The sequence below is a fragment of the Xenorhabdus sp. BG5 genome (assembly GCF_015163665.1).
Lineage (GTDB): Bacteria > Pseudomonadota > Gammaproteobacteria > Enterobacterales > Enterobacteriaceae > Xenorhabdus.
In genome coordinates this window covers 257039-277764 of the sequence record NZ_JADEUG010000001.1, presented here as the reverse complement: position 1 = coordinate 277764, position 20726 = coordinate 257039, and the positions used below count along the sequence as shown (strand labels likewise).

General features: G+C 41.5%; 18 protein-coding genes, 2 tRNA genes and 2 pseudogenes. 6 read left to right on the top strand and 16 right to left on the bottom strand.

Annotated elements, in window-relative coordinates:
* The 3 genes and pseudogenes from IQ209_RS01160 to IQ209_RS01150 all read right to left on the bottom strand — a co-directional run.
* The gene (locus IQ209_RS01160) at positions 1 to 687 is read right to left on the bottom strand and encodes a hypothetical protein (RefSeq protein WP_193848220.1); all 687 of its coding nucleotides are present in this window, start codon (positions 685 to 687) and stop codon (positions 1 to 3) included.
* A gap of 84 nt (positions 688 to 771) precedes the next feature.
* The gene (locus IQ209_RS01155; RefSeq protein WP_193848218.1) at positions 772 to 2298 is read right to left on the bottom strand and encodes a hypothetical protein; all 1527 of its coding nucleotides are present in this window, start codon (positions 2296 to 2298) and stop codon (positions 772 to 774) included.
* A gap of 544 nt (positions 2299 to 2842) precedes the next feature.
* Positions 2843 to 3342: pseudogene (locus IQ209_RS01150) on the bottom strand (IS1 family transposase); the annotation flags it as partial.
* A 100-nt stretch (positions 3343 to 3442) separates the two neighbouring features.
* Between IQ209_RS01150 and IQ209_RS01145 the strand changes: the two are divergent.
* Together IQ209_RS01145 and IQ209_RS01140 are read left to right on the top strand one after the other, a co-directional pair.
* Complete coding sequence (locus tag IQ209_RS01145) at positions 3443 to 3760, top strand: phage holin, lambda family (protein ID WP_193848487.1); 318 nt, start codon at positions 3443 to 3445, stop codon at positions 3758 to 3760.
* 397 nt (positions 3761 to 4157) lie between these two features.
* Entirely contained in the window at positions 4158 to 4565 is a 408-nt protein-coding gene (locus IQ209_RS01140) for a hypothetical protein (RefSeq protein ID WP_228005639.1), read from the top strand.
* 131 nt (positions 4566 to 4696) lie between these two features.
* Here IQ209_RS01140 and IQ209_RS01135 read toward each other — a convergent pair.
* A tRNA-Ser gene (locus tag IQ209_RS01135) sits at positions 4697 to 4786 on the bottom strand.
* Positions 4787 to 4917: 131 nt separating this feature from the next.
* Positions 4918 to 5007 (bottom strand) — tRNA-Ser (locus tag IQ209_RS01130).
* Positions 5008 to 5323: 316 nt separating this feature from the next.
* Between IQ209_RS01130 and IQ209_RS01125 the strand changes: the two genes are divergently transcribed.
* Positions 5324 to 6271 carry a glyoxylate/hydroxypyruvate reductase A gene (locus IQ209_RS01125; RefSeq protein WP_193848216.1) on the top strand — a complete coding sequence of 316 codons (948 nt, stop codon included), beginning with the start codon at positions 5324 to 5326 and terminating at the stop codon, positions 6269 to 6271.
* Between the two features lie 84 nt (positions 6272 to 6355).
* Positions 6356 to 6898, top strand: coding sequence for a molecular chaperone (locus IQ209_RS01120; RefSeq protein WP_193848214.1), 543 nt, complete (start codon positions 6356 to 6358; stop codon positions 6896 to 6898).
* 94 nt (positions 6899 to 6992) lie between these two features.
* Here IQ209_RS01120 and IQ209_RS01115 read toward each other — a convergent pair whose 3' ends face one another.
* Complete coding sequence (locus IQ209_RS01115) at positions 6993 to 7556, bottom strand: lipoprotein (protein WP_193848212.1); 564 nt, start codon at positions 7554 to 7556, stop codon at positions 6993 to 6995.
* A 328-nt stretch (positions 7557 to 7884) separates the two neighbouring features.
* Here IQ209_RS01115 and IQ209_RS01110 point away from each other — a divergent pair, with 328 nt between their 5' ends.
* Complete coding sequence (locus tag IQ209_RS01110; RefSeq protein WP_193848209.1) at positions 7885 to 8034, top strand: hypothetical protein; 150 nt, start codon at positions 7885 to 7887, stop codon at positions 8032 to 8034.
* A gap of 69 nt (positions 8035 to 8103) precedes the next feature.
* Here IQ209_RS01110 and IQ209_RS01105 read toward each other — a convergent pair whose 3' ends face one another.
* Positions 8104 to 8610, bottom strand: coding sequence for a hypothetical protein (locus tag IQ209_RS01105; RefSeq protein ID WP_193848207.1), 507 nt, complete (start codon positions 8608 to 8610; stop codon positions 8104 to 8106).
* 86 nt (positions 8611 to 8696) lie between these two features.
* Positions 8697 to 8830, bottom strand: a pseudogene (locus IQ209_RS01100) (multidrug transporter MdtH); the annotation flags it as partial.
* A 175-nt stretch (positions 8831 to 9005) separates the two neighbouring features.
* Between IQ209_RS01100 and rimJ the strand changes: the two are divergent.
* On the top strand, positions 9006 to 9593 hold the full coding sequence (rimJ, locus tag IQ209_RS01095; protein WP_193848206.1) for a ribosomal protein S5-alanine N-acetyltransferase: 588 nt from the start codon (positions 9006 to 9008) through the stop codon (positions 9591 to 9593).
* Here rimJ and IQ209_RS01090 read toward each other — a convergent pair.
* The 8 genes from IQ209_RS01090 to tssC all read right to left on the bottom strand — a co-directional run bounded on the left by IQ209_RS01090 (position 9588) and on the right by tssC (position 20726).
* A complete protein-coding gene (locus tag IQ209_RS01090; protein ID WP_193848204.1) occupies positions 9588 to 10502 on the bottom strand; it encodes a protein kinase in 915 nt (304 codons plus the stop codon). The genes rimJ and IQ209_RS01090 overlap by 6 nt on opposite strands.
* Before the next feature lie 23 nt (positions 10503 to 10525).
* A complete protein-coding gene (gene tssH / locus IQ209_RS01085) occupies positions 10526 to 13147 on the bottom strand; it encodes a type VI secretion system ATPase TssH (RefSeq protein WP_193848202.1) in 2622 nt (873 codons plus the stop codon).
* A gap of 57 nt (positions 13148 to 13204) precedes the next feature.
* The gene (gene tssG / locus IQ209_RS01080) at positions 13205 to 14254 is read right to left on the bottom strand and encodes a type VI secretion system baseplate subunit TssG (RefSeq protein WP_193848200.1); all 1050 of its coding nucleotides are present in this window, start codon (positions 14252 to 14254) and stop codon (positions 13205 to 13207) included.
* 16 nt (positions 14255 to 14270) lie between these two features.
* Positions 14271 to 16145, bottom strand: a complete 1875-nt coding sequence (gene tssF / locus IQ209_RS01075) for a type VI secretion system baseplate subunit TssF (protein ID WP_193848198.1) — start codon at positions 16143 to 16145, stop codon at positions 14271 to 14273.
* 157 nt (positions 16146 to 16302) lie between these two features.
* Positions 16303 to 16857 carry a type VI secretion system baseplate subunit TssE gene (locus IQ209_RS01070; protein ID WP_193848196.1) on the bottom strand — a complete coding sequence of 185 codons (555 nt, stop codon included), beginning with the start codon at positions 16855 to 16857 and terminating at the stop codon, positions 16303 to 16305.
* A 7-nt stretch (positions 16858 to 16864) separates the two neighbouring features.
* Positions 16865 to 18445, bottom strand: coding sequence for a type VI secretion system-associated FHA domain protein TagH (gene tagH / locus IQ209_RS01065; RefSeq protein ID WP_193848194.1), 1581 nt, complete (start codon positions 18443 to 18445; stop codon positions 16865 to 16867).
* A 119-nt stretch (positions 18446 to 18564) separates the two neighbouring features.
* Positions 18565 to 19056 (bottom strand): type VI secretion system tube protein Hcp, encoded by a 492-nt coding sequence (locus IQ209_RS01060; RefSeq protein ID WP_193848192.1) that lies wholly within the window; start codon positions 19054 to 19056, stop codon positions 18565 to 18567.
* 167 nt (positions 19057 to 19223) lie between these two features.
* The gene (gene tssC / locus IQ209_RS01055) at positions 19224 to 20726 is read right to left on the bottom strand and encodes a type VI secretion system contractile sheath large subunit (protein ID WP_193848190.1); all 1503 of its coding nucleotides are present in this window, start codon (positions 20724 to 20726) and stop codon (positions 19224 to 19226) included.

The window sequence follows — 20726 nt, the reverse complement described above, 5'->3', positions numbered from 1 at the left end:
TTAAAACTCTCCCATAGTATGATTTACGTTACCAACAAGATTGTTAATTGTTACCTGTATAATACAATGCCCAAATTTTTGGCCTTTTAGATTTATTTTAAACTCTCCATATTCGTTTGTAGTCATTGAGTATCTAGTATCGGGATTTGAACCAATTTCAGGAACGTCAATGATATTAACGGGTTGAATGAGTTTATACTGGAAATCAGTATTTTTAATTAATTCATTCTTTTGTTTATCGTAAACCTGAATTGTTAGAATTTCATATTCATAACCGACGGGTTCATATCCAGTTATCATTAGAATGGCTTCAAGAGATGGTTGCGGAGGATCTGTTTTTTTCGGTAGTTCTGTCTTTTGAATTGTGACGTGAGTACTTTCAGATATAGCTATATTCCCTACCAAGTTGGTGATGGTATAGTAAACATCATAACTACCAAGAGGAATAGTAAAAAAAGGTATGGTTATTTGATAGGTCGGACTTAGGAGATTTTCTTGTGTGATGGGATACGGTATTGACGATAGGTATGGCGTCAGATGAACAATAATTTGATATCCAATACGAACATTTGAATGTCTTTCGACTACGATTACAAGTTCGTCCTGATTTATTTCTGATTCATCAATAATCCCTCCGACACTTTGTGGGAAATTAGGCGCCACGAGGCTATGATTCTGTTTAGACATATCATTGTCCTTTTTCTATTCGCAAAAAATTCACTTGATACAAGGTGGCATGTTAGTCGCAGCCAACATGCCACATGCCATTAATTAGTCAGGTATGGATGTATCGAACGCTCTGGTGAAAAGTTTAGATTTCTGGTTTTGTGGAAGGCTGATGTAGTCTATTGTGATTGAGCCGACAGACGCATCACTTGATGTTTTATAATCCATTAGCTTATCAGCAGGGATGGTCACCTTAAAATATCCGCCTTTTATTTCTCCCGGTCCTATGGTGTGATTTTCAGCAACCATAATCGGTAATTTACGTGCAGGCGAACGTTCATCGTCGCAATACGAGATATAAGCTTTAATCGTAATCCTATTACCTTCAGTGATTGTTGTATCCTGTTTAGTCGGGTCGGATAGTAACCAAACTTCAAGTCCTTTTGTACTGATGCTGTTGATATTTATTGGTTTATATAGGTTAATGTAGTTACCGTACTGATCGTATACATCTGGAGCAACTAGGGGCCGGAGAGAGTCATTAGGGGTAGGGCTATTGTTGCCACCGCTAGTATAATTTATGTAACGAAGCTCGGAACCCACAAGGGTGCCTGCCTTATTAAGAGTAACATAACTGATATAATTATCACCTTCGTACATATTTTCGTAATCGGCTATAAATATATACGATTCGTTTTTTTCATCTGATATCCGCCCAAAACATAGCTGTTTTTTATAGATGTTATCTTCATCGTCTGTCACAAATCCGATAATGAAACCACCGTCTTCTAAAGCACCGTTTTTCTGAACCATGAAATGGAAATCATCCGTTTGAGCTGGCCTTGTTAACGTCGAGCTAAAATTTGTTTCCTCAATGCGTGGCCCATCAAAGTTATTATCTATATTAATTGGAACAGTATTAATAAATATAACTTGTGTTTGATCGTACTCTTTGTGAGCCGCCCCGGTAAGATTGAATACCGTTTCAAGAGTGACGAACTCGCTGAGACCTGGGGTGGCGTATATGTTTAGATTAACAGCGGCTTTTGATTTTTTCTGAATTAGATAGTCGTAATACGGGTTTTCATGAGTAGGTACATCATAAGGTAAAATTTCAGCCCCATCTTCCTCTGTGAATATTCTCACGATACTTTCTGTCCGAAGATGGATATCATATTTTGAAATTGGGTGTCCGTCCTCTGTCAGTGGATTGATTGACAGTGGAATAAATGGGGCGCTTTGGGGAATATGTGCGTTAACAGCAACGGGATTTGGGTCATAAAGATAAGATGAAGTTCCTGTCAGTTTGAGAGAATCAGGTTTCATTTTTTGATTGTCGGCAGCTTTATACGTTACATCCTGTTGGGATATGCCCGGCAAATTCGTTGTAAACGAGATTTTATAATCGCTACTGGTTTTATCGGCCTGAAATATCAGTTGCTGGTAAAGGCTGCTCTTAAGAATATAGCTGGGGAATGCCTTTATCAATTTTACACCTGTTGGATTAGGAGCAACGCTGATTTTTGCAGAAGCTGTTAAACTTTGTTCACCGGTTATCGAAACCGTCACACTGAATGGTTGCCCTTTGATGATGTTACCGTTTGGGGGATCTATCGTGATTTTTCCAGCCATTATATTACCCTTTCAAATTATGAAGTTTATTTTTAACTGAAAACCACATTCTGTGGGTGTGGTCAACAGCAGTTTTTTATTCTTTATCGAAATGTAACAGGAATGACAGCATTTATATTTATGACTTACTTTATAGTAAATTTGACATCGCCTTATTGGAAGGCTACGTTTACTAATATTCGCAGGTTAGACTACATTCAAACAAATAAAAGTCAATATGCAAAATATAAAAAACATTATTACAATTAACCAAGACATAAATATTACCTCTAAAAAAGCATCACATTTAGAGATAATTAAATGACGCCATATAAAAATAGCATTTCATTAACCACATCCTAAATGTTTTCTCTAGAAAAACGTTACACTTAGGAATAATTAAATAGTATTTAAAGTCACAATTACTTACTTTAAAATCATAAAAAACAAAACATTGGATTCGTTCATATAGATCCTGTATATGAATGATGACGTGGTGATGAAGAGAGTGCCACTGGCGTCAACTGAAAACGTGGGGGGCACGTATTTAATCCGTTGATTTGTGTTAAATATAGTCTTCACGTTCAATGAAAGTGCCGATGACTTTATCATGCATTTCCGGCGACTTAGAATAACCCAATGTTTTACGATTGAGTCGCTTAAGTCGGTTGCGCAATGTCAGATTCTCCCTCTCAATACGTTGAGTGAAGGTTTTTCCGACAAGATGCTGGCTTTTGGGTAATAGATTGTAAGCCTTGAAATTATCTGTACACCAGAAAACAACATTGAACGAAGCCAGTTTTTTGAGGCGTTTCTTGAGTGTTTTTTTGCTTCTCGTTCCAAACGTATGGGCAATGATACGTTTTAGACGAGGTTCCCAGGCATACCATAACCAACGTTGGCATTTTTTATTCCCGACAAATGACCACACTTCATCAACTTCACAAATGAGCTGAACGTTGACATTATCCAGTGGGAGTGTCGTTACGCCTCGTGGTTTAAGTTTTTTAAAACACGGACAACCGCATTGATACTGATATGTAATGCACGGGCTGTATCACGGATAACCAAATCTTTGAACCTGCATTCTACTCACGACAACTCACAGGGGTAACCATCGTTCACCCCACGGACGCCTATTGTTCTGATGGGGTGGAATATGAAGATGAAAGAAAATCCTGATTTATGGGCTGACATGTTAAACGGCTTAAAAAACTCGTGGCCGCAAATATCCGGCTCTGTGTTGGCCATAGCCATTTGTTATGGCCGTCTGATTTACGACGGCGTGGAACGGAAGAACCGCTGGGTTGAGGCACTGCTCTGTGGCGCGTTGTCATGGAGCGTATCCAGTGGGCTAGAACTGTTTGGCATTCCTATCAATTTTGCACCGGCTATCGGTGGCGCTGTTGGGTTTATTGGTGTCGAGAAAATCCGCGACTTTGCTGTTCGTGCGATTAATAAACGGTTGGGAGATAAACAATGAGCAGAGGCATTCGCAATAACAATCCCGGCAATATCGATCACAACCCGATGAATAAGTGGCAAGGTCAGACGGGTATCTAACGAGCATAACAATCCATTTCTATGTACTACATTGTGTACGTTTTATGTTTGTACATGGTTGTGTACATGTGTGGTTTTATTGGGTTTATAATTCAATATAATATATTGTTTTAATTTGTTATTTTAATTTGTTATTTTAATTTTTTTAGTATTTTGCAGATAAATCCACTGGCTGGCCTAATTATAAACCAGTAAAAAGTAAATTTTTTCTTAACCTTATTACTAGGGCAAAAACTCAACAACCACCGACTAAAGTCAGTGGTTGTTGAGTTGTTTTTCTGATTAAACGGGGTATCAATGCGTTATATGACAGGGAAATGCGTATTGATCGGCTGTTTTTTATGCCGGTTTTGTTTTTAATATGGGCAGTTTACAGTGTATTAAATGAAACGACATTTCCAAATTCGGCATTCCTGGCGCTTATTGTCGGTATTTTTGTGGGAGGGGGTATCGGATGGGGCTTATGGCGTAGTCAACCAAGATTAAGAAAAGGTAATGAAGATGGCTCAATCATTCGTTCAGGAACGCCTTTGAATTTGAGTCTGATTCTTACTGTTTTTATAGTGAAGTTTATTATTTCTGCCATGATGAGTATTAACTCTAATTTGTTATATTCTTTCAATTTTAATTTACTGTTTGGTTTTATTTGTGGGTTATCGGATGGTGTTTTTTGGGGAGGAACGCTTAATTTATTTATTCATTATAAAAATAATAAAAAGGAATAAGGTGAAATTATTTTAATAAAAATGGCTGCCCGGTAGGATAACCTATATGCTTTAATAAGGAAAAACAATGTTAGTGGTAGTTGATGGGGACGAAAAAGCCTGAACGTCAGTTCAGGCTTTTTCGCAAGATATGGCGGTGAGGGAGGGATTCGAACCCTCGATACGTTTTCACGTATACACACTTTCCAGGCGTGCTCCTTCAGCCTCTCGGACACCTCACCGAATTTTGTTTCGTTGCACTTAATAAGAATGCACTATTGTAATCGTATTACTAATGAACCTAACTAATTATAGTTAATTTGTCAGGCATTAAAAAAGCCTGACCATTCTGTTCAGGCTTTTTCGTAGAATATGGCGGTGAGGGAGGGATTCGAACCCTCGATACGTTTTCACGTATACACACTTTCCAGGCGTGCTCCTTCAGCCTCTCGGACACCTCACCATATTTTATATTGCAGTGATTTATCTTGATTTCATCGCTGCAACGGGGCGCTACTATAGGGAAAAGCAGGGCAGGCGTCAACAGGCTTATGACGATTTTTTCAGGCTTTTTGACCAATTAGACAAATAAAAAACAATTTGTGTGGCTGGTAGCCAATTACGGGAGTAAAGGTGCTTTTTTTGTTGCAACGAATTATGGCAAATCTGTTAACCAGATAACATTATCAATATTTTCATTCCTGTCTTCCTAATTGGAGGCTTGCAACCTTTCAGCAATCAGTTAACCCTATTGAAAAAACAAAAAGGAATGAGATTTTATGAACATCATTTTCTTTCACTCTTCCCCTAATTTTAATGGCGATAAATGGATTCAGGGAATACAAGCCAGATTACCTGAGGCTAACGTCCGGCAATGGATTAGTGGTGATAATGCCCCTGCTGATTATGCTTTAGTTTGGTTACCTCCCTATGAAATGTTAGCTAATCGCCAAGATATCAAAGGAATATTTTCACTTGGGGCTGGAGTGGATACCATCCTTCAACAAGCATTAGAAAATCCGGGGACATTGCCTAAGGAAATACCGCTGATACGTCTTGAAGATACGGGTATGGCGCAGCAAATGCAGGAATATGCGATTTCCTCAGTTTTATACTATTTCCGCCGCATGGATGAATATAAACAATATCAAGCGCAGCGTTTTTGGAACCCCATACCTGCCCATAATCGAAAAGAGTTTGTTATTGGTGTTCTGGGGGCAGGCGTGTTAGGGCGTAGCGTTATTGAAAAGTTGAAAGAATTTGATTTCAACGTTCGCTGTTGGAGCAGAACGCCAAAACACATTGATCATGTCGAGAATTTTTATGGGAAAACGCAACTGAATGATTTCCTTTCTGAATGTAAGGTATTGATTAATATTCTGCCGGATACGCCAGAGACTCGTGGACTCTTAAATCTTTCATTATTCAGGCAGTTAAAATCTGGCTCATATGTGATTAATATTGCACGAGGTGCCCAATTGGTAGAGCAAGATTTGCTGACAGGCATTGATAAAGGATATGTGGCTGGCGCGGCCCTGGATGTATTTGTTGAAGAACCTCTATCAAATTTGCACCCTTTCTGGACTCACCCACGCATTAATATCACGCCACATATCGCGGCTAAGACTATTCTTGATGAAGCTATGGATATGATTTGTGACAATATTCGACGAATGGAAAAAGGTGAATCACCCATTGGCCTCGTTGATGTGACCCTTGGTTATTAACAAGTCGCTTTACAGCAAGGCAGACGATTAGGGACAATAACAGATATTTATTATTTAGATAAGTTATTGGAGGTGAATTAAACCATGAACGAATTTTCTATTGTCTGCCGCATCTTGGGAACATTGTTTAACCGAGCACCACAAGATCCTGTTTTGCAACCTGTAATCACCCTGATTGCTGAGGGAAAATTGAAACCATTGTGGCCTTTGGAGCAGGATGAGTTATTGGATAGATTGCAGAAAAGCAGTGAATTATCGGTGATTGAAGCCGATTATCATGCTTTATTTACTGGAGAATCTGCGGGCGTTCCAATCTGCCGTTCTGATTATACTGATAAAGATGAAAGTGAAGTACGCCAGTTTTTGGTGGAGCGAGGCATGCCTTTAACTGATATCCCTGCCGATCAATTTGGCTCTTTATTATTGGCTGCATCATGGTTGGAAGATCAGGCCGCAGAGGATGAAATCCAGGCTCAAATTAAGTTATTTGATGAATATCTGTTGCCTTGGTGTGGGCAATTTCTTGGTAAAGTTGAAGCCCATGCGACCAGTGGCTTTTATCGGACGTTAGCGATGATGACTCGAGAGGCATTGCAAGCGTTACGTGAAGAGTTGGAAGTAGAGTGACAACTCATATAGATAAGTCAATCGGTAAATAGCGACAATAAGTAAGAGCGGCTTATTTAATAATCCGCTCTTACTATTTTATTGATAATGAAAATTATTTATCAACCAAATCAATAACCAATTTACCGGGTTGAACCTCCAAGCCTTTGGCTAATTTTAAAGCAGCGGCTTCAGACTTGCTTTTTTCTGGATTTAAAACATAAACCGGATGAGCATCAAAAAACTCACTTAAAGACACATTCAAATAAGGGAGCAACGCTTTAATTGGTGTAGCGACTTTTTCTGGTGTGGTTTGATAGTCTACGATTTCCAGCTCCTTAATGAAAATTGCGCCTTTTTCAGCATCAAATATCGGCTTAGCCCTAATAGTCAGTTTCATATCAGCATGAACTGTTCCCAGCAAGGTCACTAATTGAACCTTTGCCAGAGTTGATAATTCAATTTTTTCTGGATCTTGGCGGCCGATCTGACTGGTTAAATCTCCCAGTGTGATATTAGCTTTGGTAGCTGCGGGCAGGCTAATTTGCTTTTGATAATGAACCCGTTTTAATAAATAATCATTCAGCAAACCTTCGTTAATACTGACTTCTTTGAATTGATCACAGCCGCTGATTAATCCTGCCAGTAGCAAGATTGCCCCTAAGAAAAATCTTCTCATTGTTGTCTCCCTTTGTTTTCAATGAGCAGATCTTACACTAATTATGACTTAATTAGCTCATCATATGATTAATGCTTGCTAATAATGATAGGTTCAATTTTCTTCTGGTTGAATTGACGATGCAGGGCATAAATGGTATCGGGAAGAGGCGACAAAAGGCAGAGGGCGTTATTGAGGGCATGTTAATGTGCTGGATGTCTCACTGGAGATGACTTCGCTTCTACATTGATGACCAGATGCAAAAAGACGGCTGCATCACCATCAAGACATTCCACCGTCAGCACACCCATTTCCCAAACAGTTCCAGAACAAGCGGATAAAAGCCATCGTGGATGGTGAAAAGGTTTACTATGCCGATCCCTGTGACATCCCCGAAGGCTGTCGCTTAGACATCCGTGTCCAGATGCCGGAAAGTTCGGTGTGGAATGTGAGGCAGAAGGCAGTAGAGGTTGTCACTGATATTGAACAGACTGAATAGGTGGCGTAAGGGAATGATTAACCCGCAGAAGTTGCGGGTTAAGATAATTATGAGGCTAATTGCTATCGATTAAAAAATTAAGGCATGAAATTTATAATCAGGTAGCAAGAGCCTAACGTATGGTAACATCAAGTATCGAAATTCTGCTGGAGGTTTGTAGTGCCCACTAGCATTTGACCACATTAATAGTTTGCCTTGCTGAAACGATAAGGTTCCTGCATAACGAACAAGCTTTCTGTAACTTATGGAGGTATGCCCGTCAACCGAATCATACCAATGATAATTAGCGTCCCGTGCGCTTTTTGCACAGCATATGGTATATGGGTCATCAGCAGAAATAATAAATATGTATATACCATCGGCGAGTTTTACATTTTTAGTAAAATAATTTCTCAAAAAATATTGTTCAGTTTTCTCTAGAGAATAAAGTGCCTCAAGTCTGGCTGGGCGTTGTAATTTTTTATTTTTTTGCACAGAAAATAAGTTTTCTGGCTTTGCCAGGTTATGTTTATTTGATAGAAAAATCTCAATGAGTTCTTCAAATGTCATTTTTTCATCTTCATCACTGCTACTCATAACCGGTTCCTTAAATAAACTTGTCGTTTTGGTATGCAACTTGCTTTGTAGAGCCCACACTGAGTGAGAAGCAGAGATCACACATCGGCAGCCCAGCCAAGTTGTTCGACGAAACGAATGGAAATTAGGGGAAAAACAACAAAAAACCTAAAACAACTAACAGATTATCAAATAAAAGAAAATATTTACCCAAGCTACGCGCTTGTGAAACTAATGACATTTTGCACCATTGGAGTATGAAAAGATAAATGTGAATACTTTGTTATTTTGGACTTAATTTGAGTATTAAGGTAGAGGGATATAGATGATATTTTTTTATCGTCAGAGGGTGATTAAAAATGCCATAAGCGCTAAATTACTTAATAAATTTTCCAAGGTAAATATCAGGAGAAAACATGTTTGGTTATCGTTCTACATCTCCCAAGATTCGCTTTATTACGAATAGAATGGTTGTTCGTGTGGTGTATGAACGGGATACTTATAAACTGGCTGAATATTATGCAGAAAATAAAGATTTTCTTAAGCCATGGGAACCGACAAGAGATGGTAGTTTTTATCAACCTTCTGGATGGACAAATAGGCTGAATTATATTGCGGAATTACAGCGGCAGGGATCGGCATTTAATTTCTTGTTATTAGATCCTAATGAAAATGAAGTGTTGGGGATTGCTAATTTCTCTAATGTTGTACGGGGAGCGTTTTATTCCTGCTACCTTGGTTATTCTTTGGGCGAAAAATGGCAAGGTCAAGGGTTAATGTATGAGGCCTTGCAACCGACAATCCGTTATATGCAATGCCACCAAAAGATGCACCGAATTATGGCTAATTACATGCCACATAATCATCGCAGTGGAAATTTACTTAAGAGGTTAGGTTTTGAACGAGAAGGTTATGCCAGGAACTATTTAATGATTGACGGAGTTTGGCAGGATCATGTGCTGACATCATTGATTGATGATTCTTGGGGTGATGTGAGTTTATAAATTTGTTGAAAAAATAGCAATGAATTCGGATATAGACAGTGGCCGCCTTGAGGGTTTTATTGCCAGGGCAGAGTCAATGGCATGCAGAAACGGTAAGGAATATCCCGCTGGACGCAGCTTGACCAGAGGCTGATAATTATCTTCAAGATTGCGCACGATGCTGACCGGAGGGGGGTTACCCACAATCAAAGTATAGAGTACTGCCCCCAACGCATAGAGATCTGTCCAGGGTCCATGCTGGTTTTCTTCATTGGCAGTGTATTGCTCAATGGGAGTAAAACCGGATCGGATGGTTATCTCTGTATCATCAGACAGGCATGTTGTTATTTGGTGGGTAGATCCTAAACCCAGCAATATCGGTGATTGATTCTCTTGGATCAAAATATTGTCCAAAGAAATATCGTAATGTAAATAATTTCTTTGATGGAGCGTATCAAGTGCATTCAACAAGGGAAACAATATCTGACCAAGCCAATTTTCATTGATGAAATATGGGTGTTTTATCCTCAATTTATTTAATGTCATCCCCTTGTAAAAGGGAGCGGCTATATATGCTGTGCAGTTTTGTTGCCAAAAGCGCAGAAAGCGGGGGAGACAGGGGTGTTCGAAACAGGACATCAAGTGGGCTTCACGGATAAAGTTTTGCAACCCCGCATAAAATCGTTCTTCTAACTTTTTTCCTCGTAAGTTGAGCTTCATATCTTGACGGCGTATAGCAAAAGAGTGAGGCGTATACTCTTTGATAGCAATAGATCGCTTGAGGTGGTGATCCCAAACACGATACACGATACTGCTGCGGCTTTTGCCAATGACTTCTTCGATCTCAAATTCATTGAGACAGTATCCGATTGGAAGAGGGGGAGTAAAGTTAACGTTACCACCGATATGTGTCCTGTGAGAATTCTGCAAGTGGGCAATCTCTTGTTATCTGCTTAATTCATGAATTGACATTGAAACTCACCTTGCTCAAGAGAAACCCGAAGCTGATGATATTGTTCATCATGCGCACTGGCGGAAAGCAGTTGCTGGCTGATTTGCGGTAGCAGGGTATTTGTCAGAATAGCGTCAACCATGCGTCCACCCGACTCAATTTCTGTACATCGACTGACGATATGCTCGACCATAACATCATCGAATATTGCTGTAATTCCGTGGTTTTCCAACAGACGTTTTTTAATCTTCTCCAATTGTAAGTGCACAATATTTATCATTACTTCATGACTTAATGGGGAGTAAGGAATGACCAGTAATCGCCCCAAGAGGGCGGCAGGAAACACATTCAATAATGGCTTACGCAATGCCGTACTGAGGTTTTCTGGTTCCGGTAAGGTGTTCTGTTGGATGTACAATGAACTGATCAAATCAGCCCCGACATTGGATGTCAGGATAATAATCGTATTTCGAAAGTCGATGTGGCGCCCTTCGCCATCTTCCATCCAGCCCTTGTCGAAGACCTGGAAGAAAATTTCATGTACATCGGGGTGGGCTTTCTCTACTTCATCCAACAAGACCACACTGTAAGGGCGGCGTCGGACAGCTTCCGTTAATACACCCCCTTCACCATAACCAACATAGCCAGGAGGCGCGCCTTTCAACGTTGATACCGTATGTGCTTCCTGAAATTCGCTCATATTGATAGTAATAAGGTTTTGCTCTCCGCCATATAATGTTTCGGCAAGGGCAAGCGCTGTTTCCGTTTTGCCCACACCGGATGGGCCACACAACATGAAAACACCAACAGGTTTATTGGGATCATCCAGTTTGGCGCGTGAAGTGCGTATGCGTTTTGCAATTAACTCTAATCCATGATATTGACCGATAACACGTTGACTAAGGGTATCAGCCAACTGTAAGACGGCATCGATTTCGTCTTTTACCATACGATTGAGTGGAATTCCTGTCCAATCTGAAACAACGGAAGAAATAATATTGCTGTCTACAGCAGCAAAGATAAGAGGTTCTTCACCTTGTAAGGTTTTCAATTGTTGCTGTAACTCTGACAATTCGGCATGTTTTGCTGCAAAGTTGTCATATTGATTTGCGTCTAATTGTGTTCGCAGAGAAATAATTTTATCGATCAAGGAAAGTTCTTGTTCCCAACGTTCTTGTAATTGGTTTTTTTGGGCTTCCAGTGTAGATAGTTCGTCCAGAATAGTGGCCGGACGCTGTTTATCACCGATGCCTACCTTAAATTCCCGTTCGGCAATCTCCAATTCAATTTGCAATGCATCGATGTGATGACGGCAATTTTCCAGTTGAGGTGGTTCCGCATATTGACTGATTGCAACCCTGGCACAGGCGGTATCCAATAGGGCCACAGCCTTGTCCGGTAATTGGCGGGCGGGAATATAGCGATGTGAAAGGCGAACAGCAGCTTCAATGGCTTCATCCAGCAGGAGCACATGATGATGTTGTTCCAGTGCCTTGGCCAAACTGCGTAGCATGAGCAGCGCTTTATTTTCATTGGGTTCATAAATTTGAACGACTTGAAAACGGCGGGTCAGGGCCGGATCTTTTTCGATATATTTTTTGTACTCTGACCAGGTTGTGGCGCCAAGAGTACGTAATTGCCCGCGCGCTAATGCAGGTTTTAACAGGTTGGCCGCATCGCCAGTTCCTTGTTGTCCGCCCGCCCCAATTAAGGTATGAATTTCGTCAATGAACAGAATGATTGGCGTCGGGCTGGATTGTACTTCATCGATCACTTTGCGTAGGCGTGACTCAAATTCGCCTTTGGCACCTGCACCGGCTTGTAACATACCGATATCCAGCAACCAAAGCTGGACATCCAGCAAAGGTGGGGGCACTTCTTTCGCTACAATCTTCAATGCCAGCCCTTCAATGACGGCGGTTTTACCAACCCCGGCCTCGCCAGTCAGCAGTGGGTTGTTTTGGCGGCGACGCATCAGAATATCAATAATCTGACGAATTTCTTCATCACGCCCTGATACTGGGTCAATTTCACCATTGCGTGCACGGGCAGTCAGCTCTTGTCCATATTGTTGCAGAGAAGATTGGGGTAAAGAAGATTGTTGTGGGGAAGAGCTTGCCGCACCCTGTGATATATTTGATTGGGATTCATCGCTATCGTTGCAGATGCCGTTGAGATTATCGAGTAGAGTATCTGCATTGACATGGTCAAACTGGGGGGAAATGGATTTCAGTGTATTGCGTAAGTTAAAGGTTTTCAATATACCTATCAGCAAATGGGCACTGCGAATTTCATTGACACCAAATTTCAGTGACCCATATACCCAAGCGCGTTCTACGGCATTATCAATATGTTCGGCAAGATCAGAGATGGCACTGGCTCCACGTGGCAAGCGATCAAGCGCTGTAACAATGTCTTTAGTCAACGCAGATTCATCCAGTGAAAAGTGGCGGATAATTTGCTGTAAGTCACTGTTTTGTTGCTGCATGAGTTGGTGCAGCCAGTGAACTAATTCAACATAAGGATTGCCGCGTAGTTTACAAAAAGTGGTGGCACTCTCTAAGGAAGTGAACAGGATGCGGTTAAGTTTGCCGAAGAGCACAGAACGACTGATTTCTGACATAGTGTATAATCCGTAGTATTGTTGACAGTGATTGAGTTTTGCAGGCAAGAGTGGGGATCATTCCGGCTTGTAAATTAAATCCCCGCGATGGATTGGTTGTTTATTTTTATCCCGCTCAATTTTTCCAAGCCAACTGCTGAGTCCTAATTTTATCGGTTCAGACAGACGAATCCCTTTTACATCTGACTGGTGGAGAATTAACTGGACATCCCATGCGTATTCAATCCCCAAATATTGATAAACCCAGTCACGCAACTGCCTTGATTTGGATTCTTCCGGCAAGAACGTCTGATATTCATCCAGTTTTAGCGGCCCCAATTTAATGCGAAATTTATGTTGAACATCGTAGAGTGCAATGCCTAAAAAAGCCGATTTACCCAAACGTGGCATGTTGCGTCCTGCTTTTAATTGGGTCTGATCTTGTACTTCGACTTTCAGCCATTGGGGAATATTTTGCATAATTTTTAGCGGGACATGGAAATAACAGGAAAGTATTTTTTCTAATCCTTCTGCGGTGTGCCCTTGACGGGATAAATGGCCAGATAAAAAATAACGCGCGTGATCATTGATGGTGTCTGGTTTTTGTTGAGCAGGCAAACCCATACCCACCAAACAGGAGAAATAATGGCAAAAGCGTTGATTATCCTGACGATCGAGCGATACGGTTGGCTGAGTATTGGCCCAGGCTCGATAGAACAACAGTATTAATCGATGATGGAATAGGTTAGCGAATGCACTCAGGGTGGGATCTTGATAATTATATTGTCGTGTATAGGCATATTCGGTCATATGTAGCGGCAATGGGCCATTGGGACCGAACAAACCAAAACTGTAAATGAGCATGTCATGCAGCTTCGAGTTTTCTCGCTGCTTGACTTCAGCAATAGTAGAAGGAGCGAAAATCATGGACGCTTTTTGTCCCAACCGCAGTAGATCATATTTCGGCAATGGGGCAGAACCTAGCATATAATCTGCCCCAGATTGGGCATCTATACGGCGCAGGGTTTGAAATAAGTCGAATTGCCAGGGAGTTTGGGTGAGTTGCTGCCAAAAGTCATCCGGCAAACGACATAGGTGATGAATAGAAATAGAATTTTTTTGCATCATATTCATTTCTTGTCTGTTATAGCAAATTCTTGTTGCCCATACGGGCAGGCCAAAATCCGATATTGCCGCGTTGCTGGCTATATAGCGTCATTTCAGTAAAGGAGTTCATGGTGACCAGTCGTGAGAAGAGCTTTTCCAATACGCTACCCAACAGCCAGGGGCTGGTTCCGGCAAATTCTTGTTCATTCACTTCAATCCTAATGCTAACACCACGGGCAAAGACGATCGGGCCAGGCTCAGGAACCCGCCGATAAATCGTTTTTAATGAACTGTGTCGGATGCCATTAATCTGGCGGACGACGGCTGGCTCTGCAAGGTTGGCATATAAGCTCAACAATTGTCGTAATGCCTGGGTACCGTGTTCATCATCTTTATCCATGAAGTTCAGATAATTAAGTTGAAGCTGGCTAATGAGTTTCCAACAGGTTGTGCCTTGTGCTAAGGCAGGGCGTGGAATAGTGGGTCGTTTGAGAAAGACAATTTGGTTGATTGGAATCGAATCTAGCATAACAAAACTGTTGAGATCCTGTTGGCGCAACATTGCTGATAAGTCACGGTTGGTGCACATGACGTCAGCGGTCAGGAATTTTAACTCATTGAGCCACGGGGAGTTTTGTTCATCAACAATAGAGACAAAGGATTCTGTTCCAATATAACTGGTTCGGGTTCCGTAATGACGGGTATGTTCAGATAAGATACGGGGTTCACGGCGCACAGAAAAGTAAGAGCCGTAATTACCCTTGTCGTCACTGAAAGTTGACCAAAATGGCCTGAATATTTGTGTTTCTTTACGTTTGATGTTTGCGCCGTGCAGGCGTTGTACCGAGAAAATTTCGTAATCCAGAGGACGAATGTTATCGACAACTAAATGGTATTCACTGGCGCTTTCTTCCATCGAGATCCGTTCTGTGATTTTAGGGAATAAATTAATTACCGGTGTACTGTTCAAGGCCAGGTAAGAGGCATCTACCAAACGTTCCAGTTCGGCGTCGGTTTGATCCAAAAGCAATATCAGCTCAAATTCATTCTTTTCTTTTGTCTGTTTTAGTAAAGATTCCAGGCTACTGATACTGAAAAATTGAAAGCGTGCCGGAAAAGCAAAATATTCCTGGAGCTGTCGATAGCCACTGAAATTACGCGAGTCATTGGGAAGTAATGACTGATCATCATCAAATCCCTCATGATGTGGGAATATATCGGGCAAGACCTGATATTGGGGAGCATCACCCAGCGTCTGGCATACTATGCCAACAGAATGTTCCATAATCAGTTCTAACAACCGTTGGGATTGAATATCTGGCCCGGAAAGAAAGAATACCAGTTTCTTGAGATCCAGTTCATTGAGGAAAAATTTTCCTTGACAGCCAAGATGAATGCGTAGTGCGCTGACAGCGCCATATTGATGAAGGTTCAGTGCCACGAGCGGAAGGTTAGCGGGGATCCTGCCAAGTTCAACGTTTTTTAGATGCAGCGGTTGTAAGGTGACATCTTGTGTGGTGGTGTAGTAGAAATTGATCCCATCCTTTTTCAATGGTTGGCAGTGCATGATTGTGCCACGGGGCACTAAAAACCCATGGCTGATATCTCCCTTGCTGGTATCTGGCTTGAGTTCGACGATTGCCATTGAAGGTGTAGGAGATAAATAGTTAGGGTACAGTATCTCCAGTAATTGCTCGGAAAAGTGGGGGAATTCCGCATCCATTTTTAATTGAATGCGGGAAGTCAGGAAAGCAAAACCTTCCATCAAGCGTTCAACATAGGGGTCAACAACGTCAATGCCATGCATTCCTAAGCGATTGGCAACCTTAGGGTAGAGTTTGGCAAATTCTTTACCCATTTCCCGTAAATACACTAATTCACGGTTATAATATTCAAGTAGTCTATTATCCATATTCCCTATATGAACGCATCCCGTTTGCAAGACAAAAATCACTTTGACATCGTTACTCTTGCCTCAGCAATCTTTCTGCATTCACCCTTGTGGTTAAAAGTTAAGGAATCGCCACACAGGCTAGGTGGCATTTTTTCAGCGTCGTCACCTATGGTGATTATCCAGCCTCTTTTATCGTGAAGTAACCGTTTTCAAGATCGATATCACTGCGGAACAGGAATTCCAGTGGCCAGGGAACGCACCACAACAATCCCTTTATCTCTATGAATAAGGTGTTGTATAGGGGGGATATATGGAGATCAGATATACAATTGACTTCCAGCCCATCGGGAATGATACGTGGTTCGAATATATGAATTGCTGTAATGATTCTGTTCTGAATATTCCCCCATTCTATTTCAGATATGCATTCACCGGCTAAAGAGGGCAAACCAAAGTTATACACAGAATGGCGAATTTCTGGAAATGGGGTGAGATCTTCCAAAAATTCGTTGTTGATGTTATTGAGCAGCCACTGCAAATCTCTTAGGACATTCTGTCTTAAGGCCGTGTGCGACAGCATGTAATTGTTGATTGTTTCTTGTTTTTTATCAGGTTCATGATCGGTGAGTCTGTCGAATAAAGAAGGTAACATTCTATCTTTGGCAGTAATACGCGTAGCGTTATTCCGACTACGATAACCACCATGCAATAAAGTTATATTCTCGTTCATGATTCACTTATTCGCCATTATATTGGGAGTTTTTATATCGGTTAACTTCTGCTTCATAGGCTTGCAGGAACTTTTCACCAAACAGGAAAGAATCTTGTTTAAACTCTTTCTCTGTTTCTTGGTAATGTTTGATAAGGTACTCCCACATTGAGGCTTTGTTGTTAGCCAATGACAAAGAAAAACGCGGAAACTCATTGTCTTCCCGTGCTTTTCGTTCAAGAGTCGCGGGATGGAATACATGCAATATATTTGTCGTAACGGCACGTATTCCCGCAATCATGCCTAATTGGTGTGCCTGCAACTCGATCAAAATGTCACGTGTTGCTAGTTCAAGTGGCATAAACCCTGGCACATGATGACAAAGCATCAGCACTAAAATAGACTGGCTAGAAGGTAAAAGTTTAAATGGATTGTTGGCGTTAGACTGAGGTTGGGGCGTGGCTGCGTTTGTTTCGTGTTTCAGTTGGGTACGTAAGGTGTTGAGAGTGACGATACCCTGGGTTAACTGGCTGACGAGTAGTCCTAATTGATACATTTTTTGTTCATCAAATTGCAGACTGTCGATCTCTTTTAGCCCCATACCATCTAATAACGCCGCCAGTAATTTTCCTTCCAATTTGACGCTATTGTCTTGATGCGGCTGTGCATCTTGGTCTGTTTCTTCTAAATTAGCCGGTTCCTTTAGGATTTTTTCTTCAAATAACTCGGATGATGGGGGAGATGGCTGAGAAAAAAGTTGAGATGTTGAAATAGTCGCGTCATCGACTGCGTTCAAGGGTATGGCTTTGTCCAATATTTGATTCAACAGTTCATCATTTTTGGTTGATTGTGCGGCTTTAATGTGTTTGTCGGAAAACAGTGACAGTGGGTCAACCTCCTGTTTATCATCATCTTGATCATTCTCGTCATGTGGCAATAACGTGGTAGGTGTATGGTCATCCAATATGTCTTCTTGTTGAAAAGTGGTATCAGCCTTGAACATGGCAATCGGATCTGTTGCCCGCAATTGTAGGGCGTCAAAATCGGTTGTTGGCTCAATTTCTGCCAATGGATCAATTGGATTGCGTTCTTTATCGTATTGGTTTGTTACCAGAGGGTTATTGTCGTTTATTTCCGGTTTAGCTTGGGGGGAGTCAGAAGAAGATGGGGGAGTAGATGCGGTTAAAATGTGTTCAAGGTCGTCCCAGATTTCACTGGGCATTTTTGTTTCACTGGCAGTTAGCGAGTACCCAGTATTGATCCCGTGAGGGGTCGCCTGTTGTGATGGGTTCTTGTTGATATCAATAACTTGGATCTGATAATTGCCAATATTCAGCATATCACCATCACGAATTTCAACCTGGCGATTGGGAGCCAAGGGGATCATGTTCAATAAAACTTCAGAGGCAGCGCCTTGATTATTTATCCGGCATTCTCCGTCAGCAGAAATAGACACAATGGCCTGCAATCTGGCAATTGCTTGTCCGTCATCGGGCAAATACCAGTTATTTTCCGTACTGCGTCCGATTGTGCCTCCAGGAGGAGAAAAATCGTGACTCAGTTGTGGTGGTTGGCTTGAGCCAGAGTGATTAACAATGGTGAATCTCATAAGTACGGATACCTATTGTTATAGATAACGATGAATTAGGAGATAATTACGTTTTGAAATAATAAAATTGAAAAGACAACCTTCCTGTGGGGGTCCACAGGAAGGCCATAATATGGTGGTTAACCGACTTTATTGGCGTAGGAATCCCATTCATAGCTGACTTCAGCACCTTTAGCGCCTGTGCCATATTCTTGAGGGAAATAGCTTTCTTTATGTTTTTGGAAGGCGAGGAGGATAGAAGAATGAAAACCACCATCCCCATATGTCAGGCTGGATCTAGCGATTAAAGAGTTTGTCAAAACCAATGTATACCAAGGCTCTTGTTTACCTCCTTGTCTACGTACTTTAAGTTGTACTTCCTTGACATGTGTCCCTTTAACGAGATATTGGCGTAAGGTTATGGCAGATTTGTCAAACAAAAGATCCAAAGACAAACCAGAAACTGCCACGATACCTGCACCGAGTCCAGTACCTTGAGAATGTAAGTTAACATTGTTCATTACTTCAAGTGAAAACGACCTGACAGCCGTCCAATCTTTGAACGCGTTATCACCTGATTCTCCTTTAACATCAGTAAAGTTAATATATGCATCAATGCCCGGAGTAGACATAATTTTCTCCTTAATAGAGAGTTGAATGAAACTAACAAATACATCCCATAAATACATAGTGGTGCTATGCATAAAGGTATATACGTATTGAAACTCAAAGATGGGTAAATAAGTTTTGGATAGATAGCAGTTCTAGAAGTAAAAAAATATTCCTTAATTTTTAAATATTAGGTTCCTTTTAGTGAGGGGAGTTTTGAAACTAAGCGTAGGGAAACGGTTAAGCCTTCCAGTTGATAGTGGGGACGCAGGAAAAATTTAGCCTGATAATATCCTGGATTGCCTTCCAGTTCTTCCACCGTAATCTCTGCTGCGGCTAGCGGTTTTCTCGCTTTAGTTCCTTGTGATGAGTTAACCGGATCGCCATCAACATAATTTATAATCCAATCATTAAGCCAACGTTCCATATCTGAACGCTCCTGAAAAGTCCCGATCTTATCGCGCACGATACATTTCAGGTAATGGGCAAAACGACAGCAGGCAAACAAGTAGGGCAAACGGGCAGCAAGGTTGGCATTGGCAGTCGCATCAGGATCATAGTATTCCGCTGGTTTTTGCAGGGATTGAGCACCGATAAAGGCGGCAATATCCGTGTTTTTGCGATGCAATAACGGAATGAACCCATTTTTTGCCAATTCTGCTTCACGGCGATCGCTAATGGCGATTTCCGTTGGGCACTTCATATCCACGCCTCCATCATCAGAAGGAAAGGTGTAGCAAGGCAGATTTTCTACGGTACCGCCGGATTCTACACCCCGGATAGAAGTACACCAACCATACAGTTTAAAAGAGCGATTAATATTAACCGCCATAGCATAAGCGGCATTTGTCCAAGTGTAGTTATTGTGTGTTGGACCTTCTGTATTCTCCTCAAAATTGAAATTATCAACGGGATTAGTGAGAGCACCATAGGGGAGACGGGAGAGGAAACGCGGTAGCGCCAACCCGATGTAACGCACATCTTCTGATTCACGTAAGCTGCGCCAGGGTGCATATTCGGTGTTTTGGAAAATCTTGGAGAGATCCCGTGGATTAGCTAATTCCTGCCAGGATTCCATTTGCATAACACTGGGTGATGCACCTGAAATAAATGGGCAGTGTGCTGCTGCACTGATTTGTGCCATCTGGCGCAGAAGTTCAACATCCGGTGCCGTATGGTCGAAATAGTAATCCCCCACCAGACAGCCAAACGGCTCACCACCGAATTGACCATATTCCGCTTCATAGATCTTTTTGAAAATAGGACTTTGATCCCAACTAACACCTTTAAAACGTTTTAGTACTTTGCTCAACTCCTTCTTGGAAATGCACATCACACGGATTTTCAGCATCTCATCGGTTTCTGTATTGCTTACCATATAATGCAAACCACGCCAGGCTCCTTCCAAGGCCTGGAATTCTTCATGGTGCAGAATATGGTTCACCTGTTGTGATATTTTGGTATCGATTTCAGCAATCAATGATTGGATAGTGCGGTAGGTATCGCCAGAAATAGTGACCGTGTTTTCCAACGCTTGTTGTGCCAGTGTCTTCACCGCATTTTCAACAGCACTACGGGTATGATCACTTTGTGGACGAAACTCTTTATTCAGCAATGTACTTAGCTCATCAGGAGTATATTCCTTTGCTAACTGTGCTTGTTGAATCTGGGTTTCTTGTTCAGTTTGGCTCAT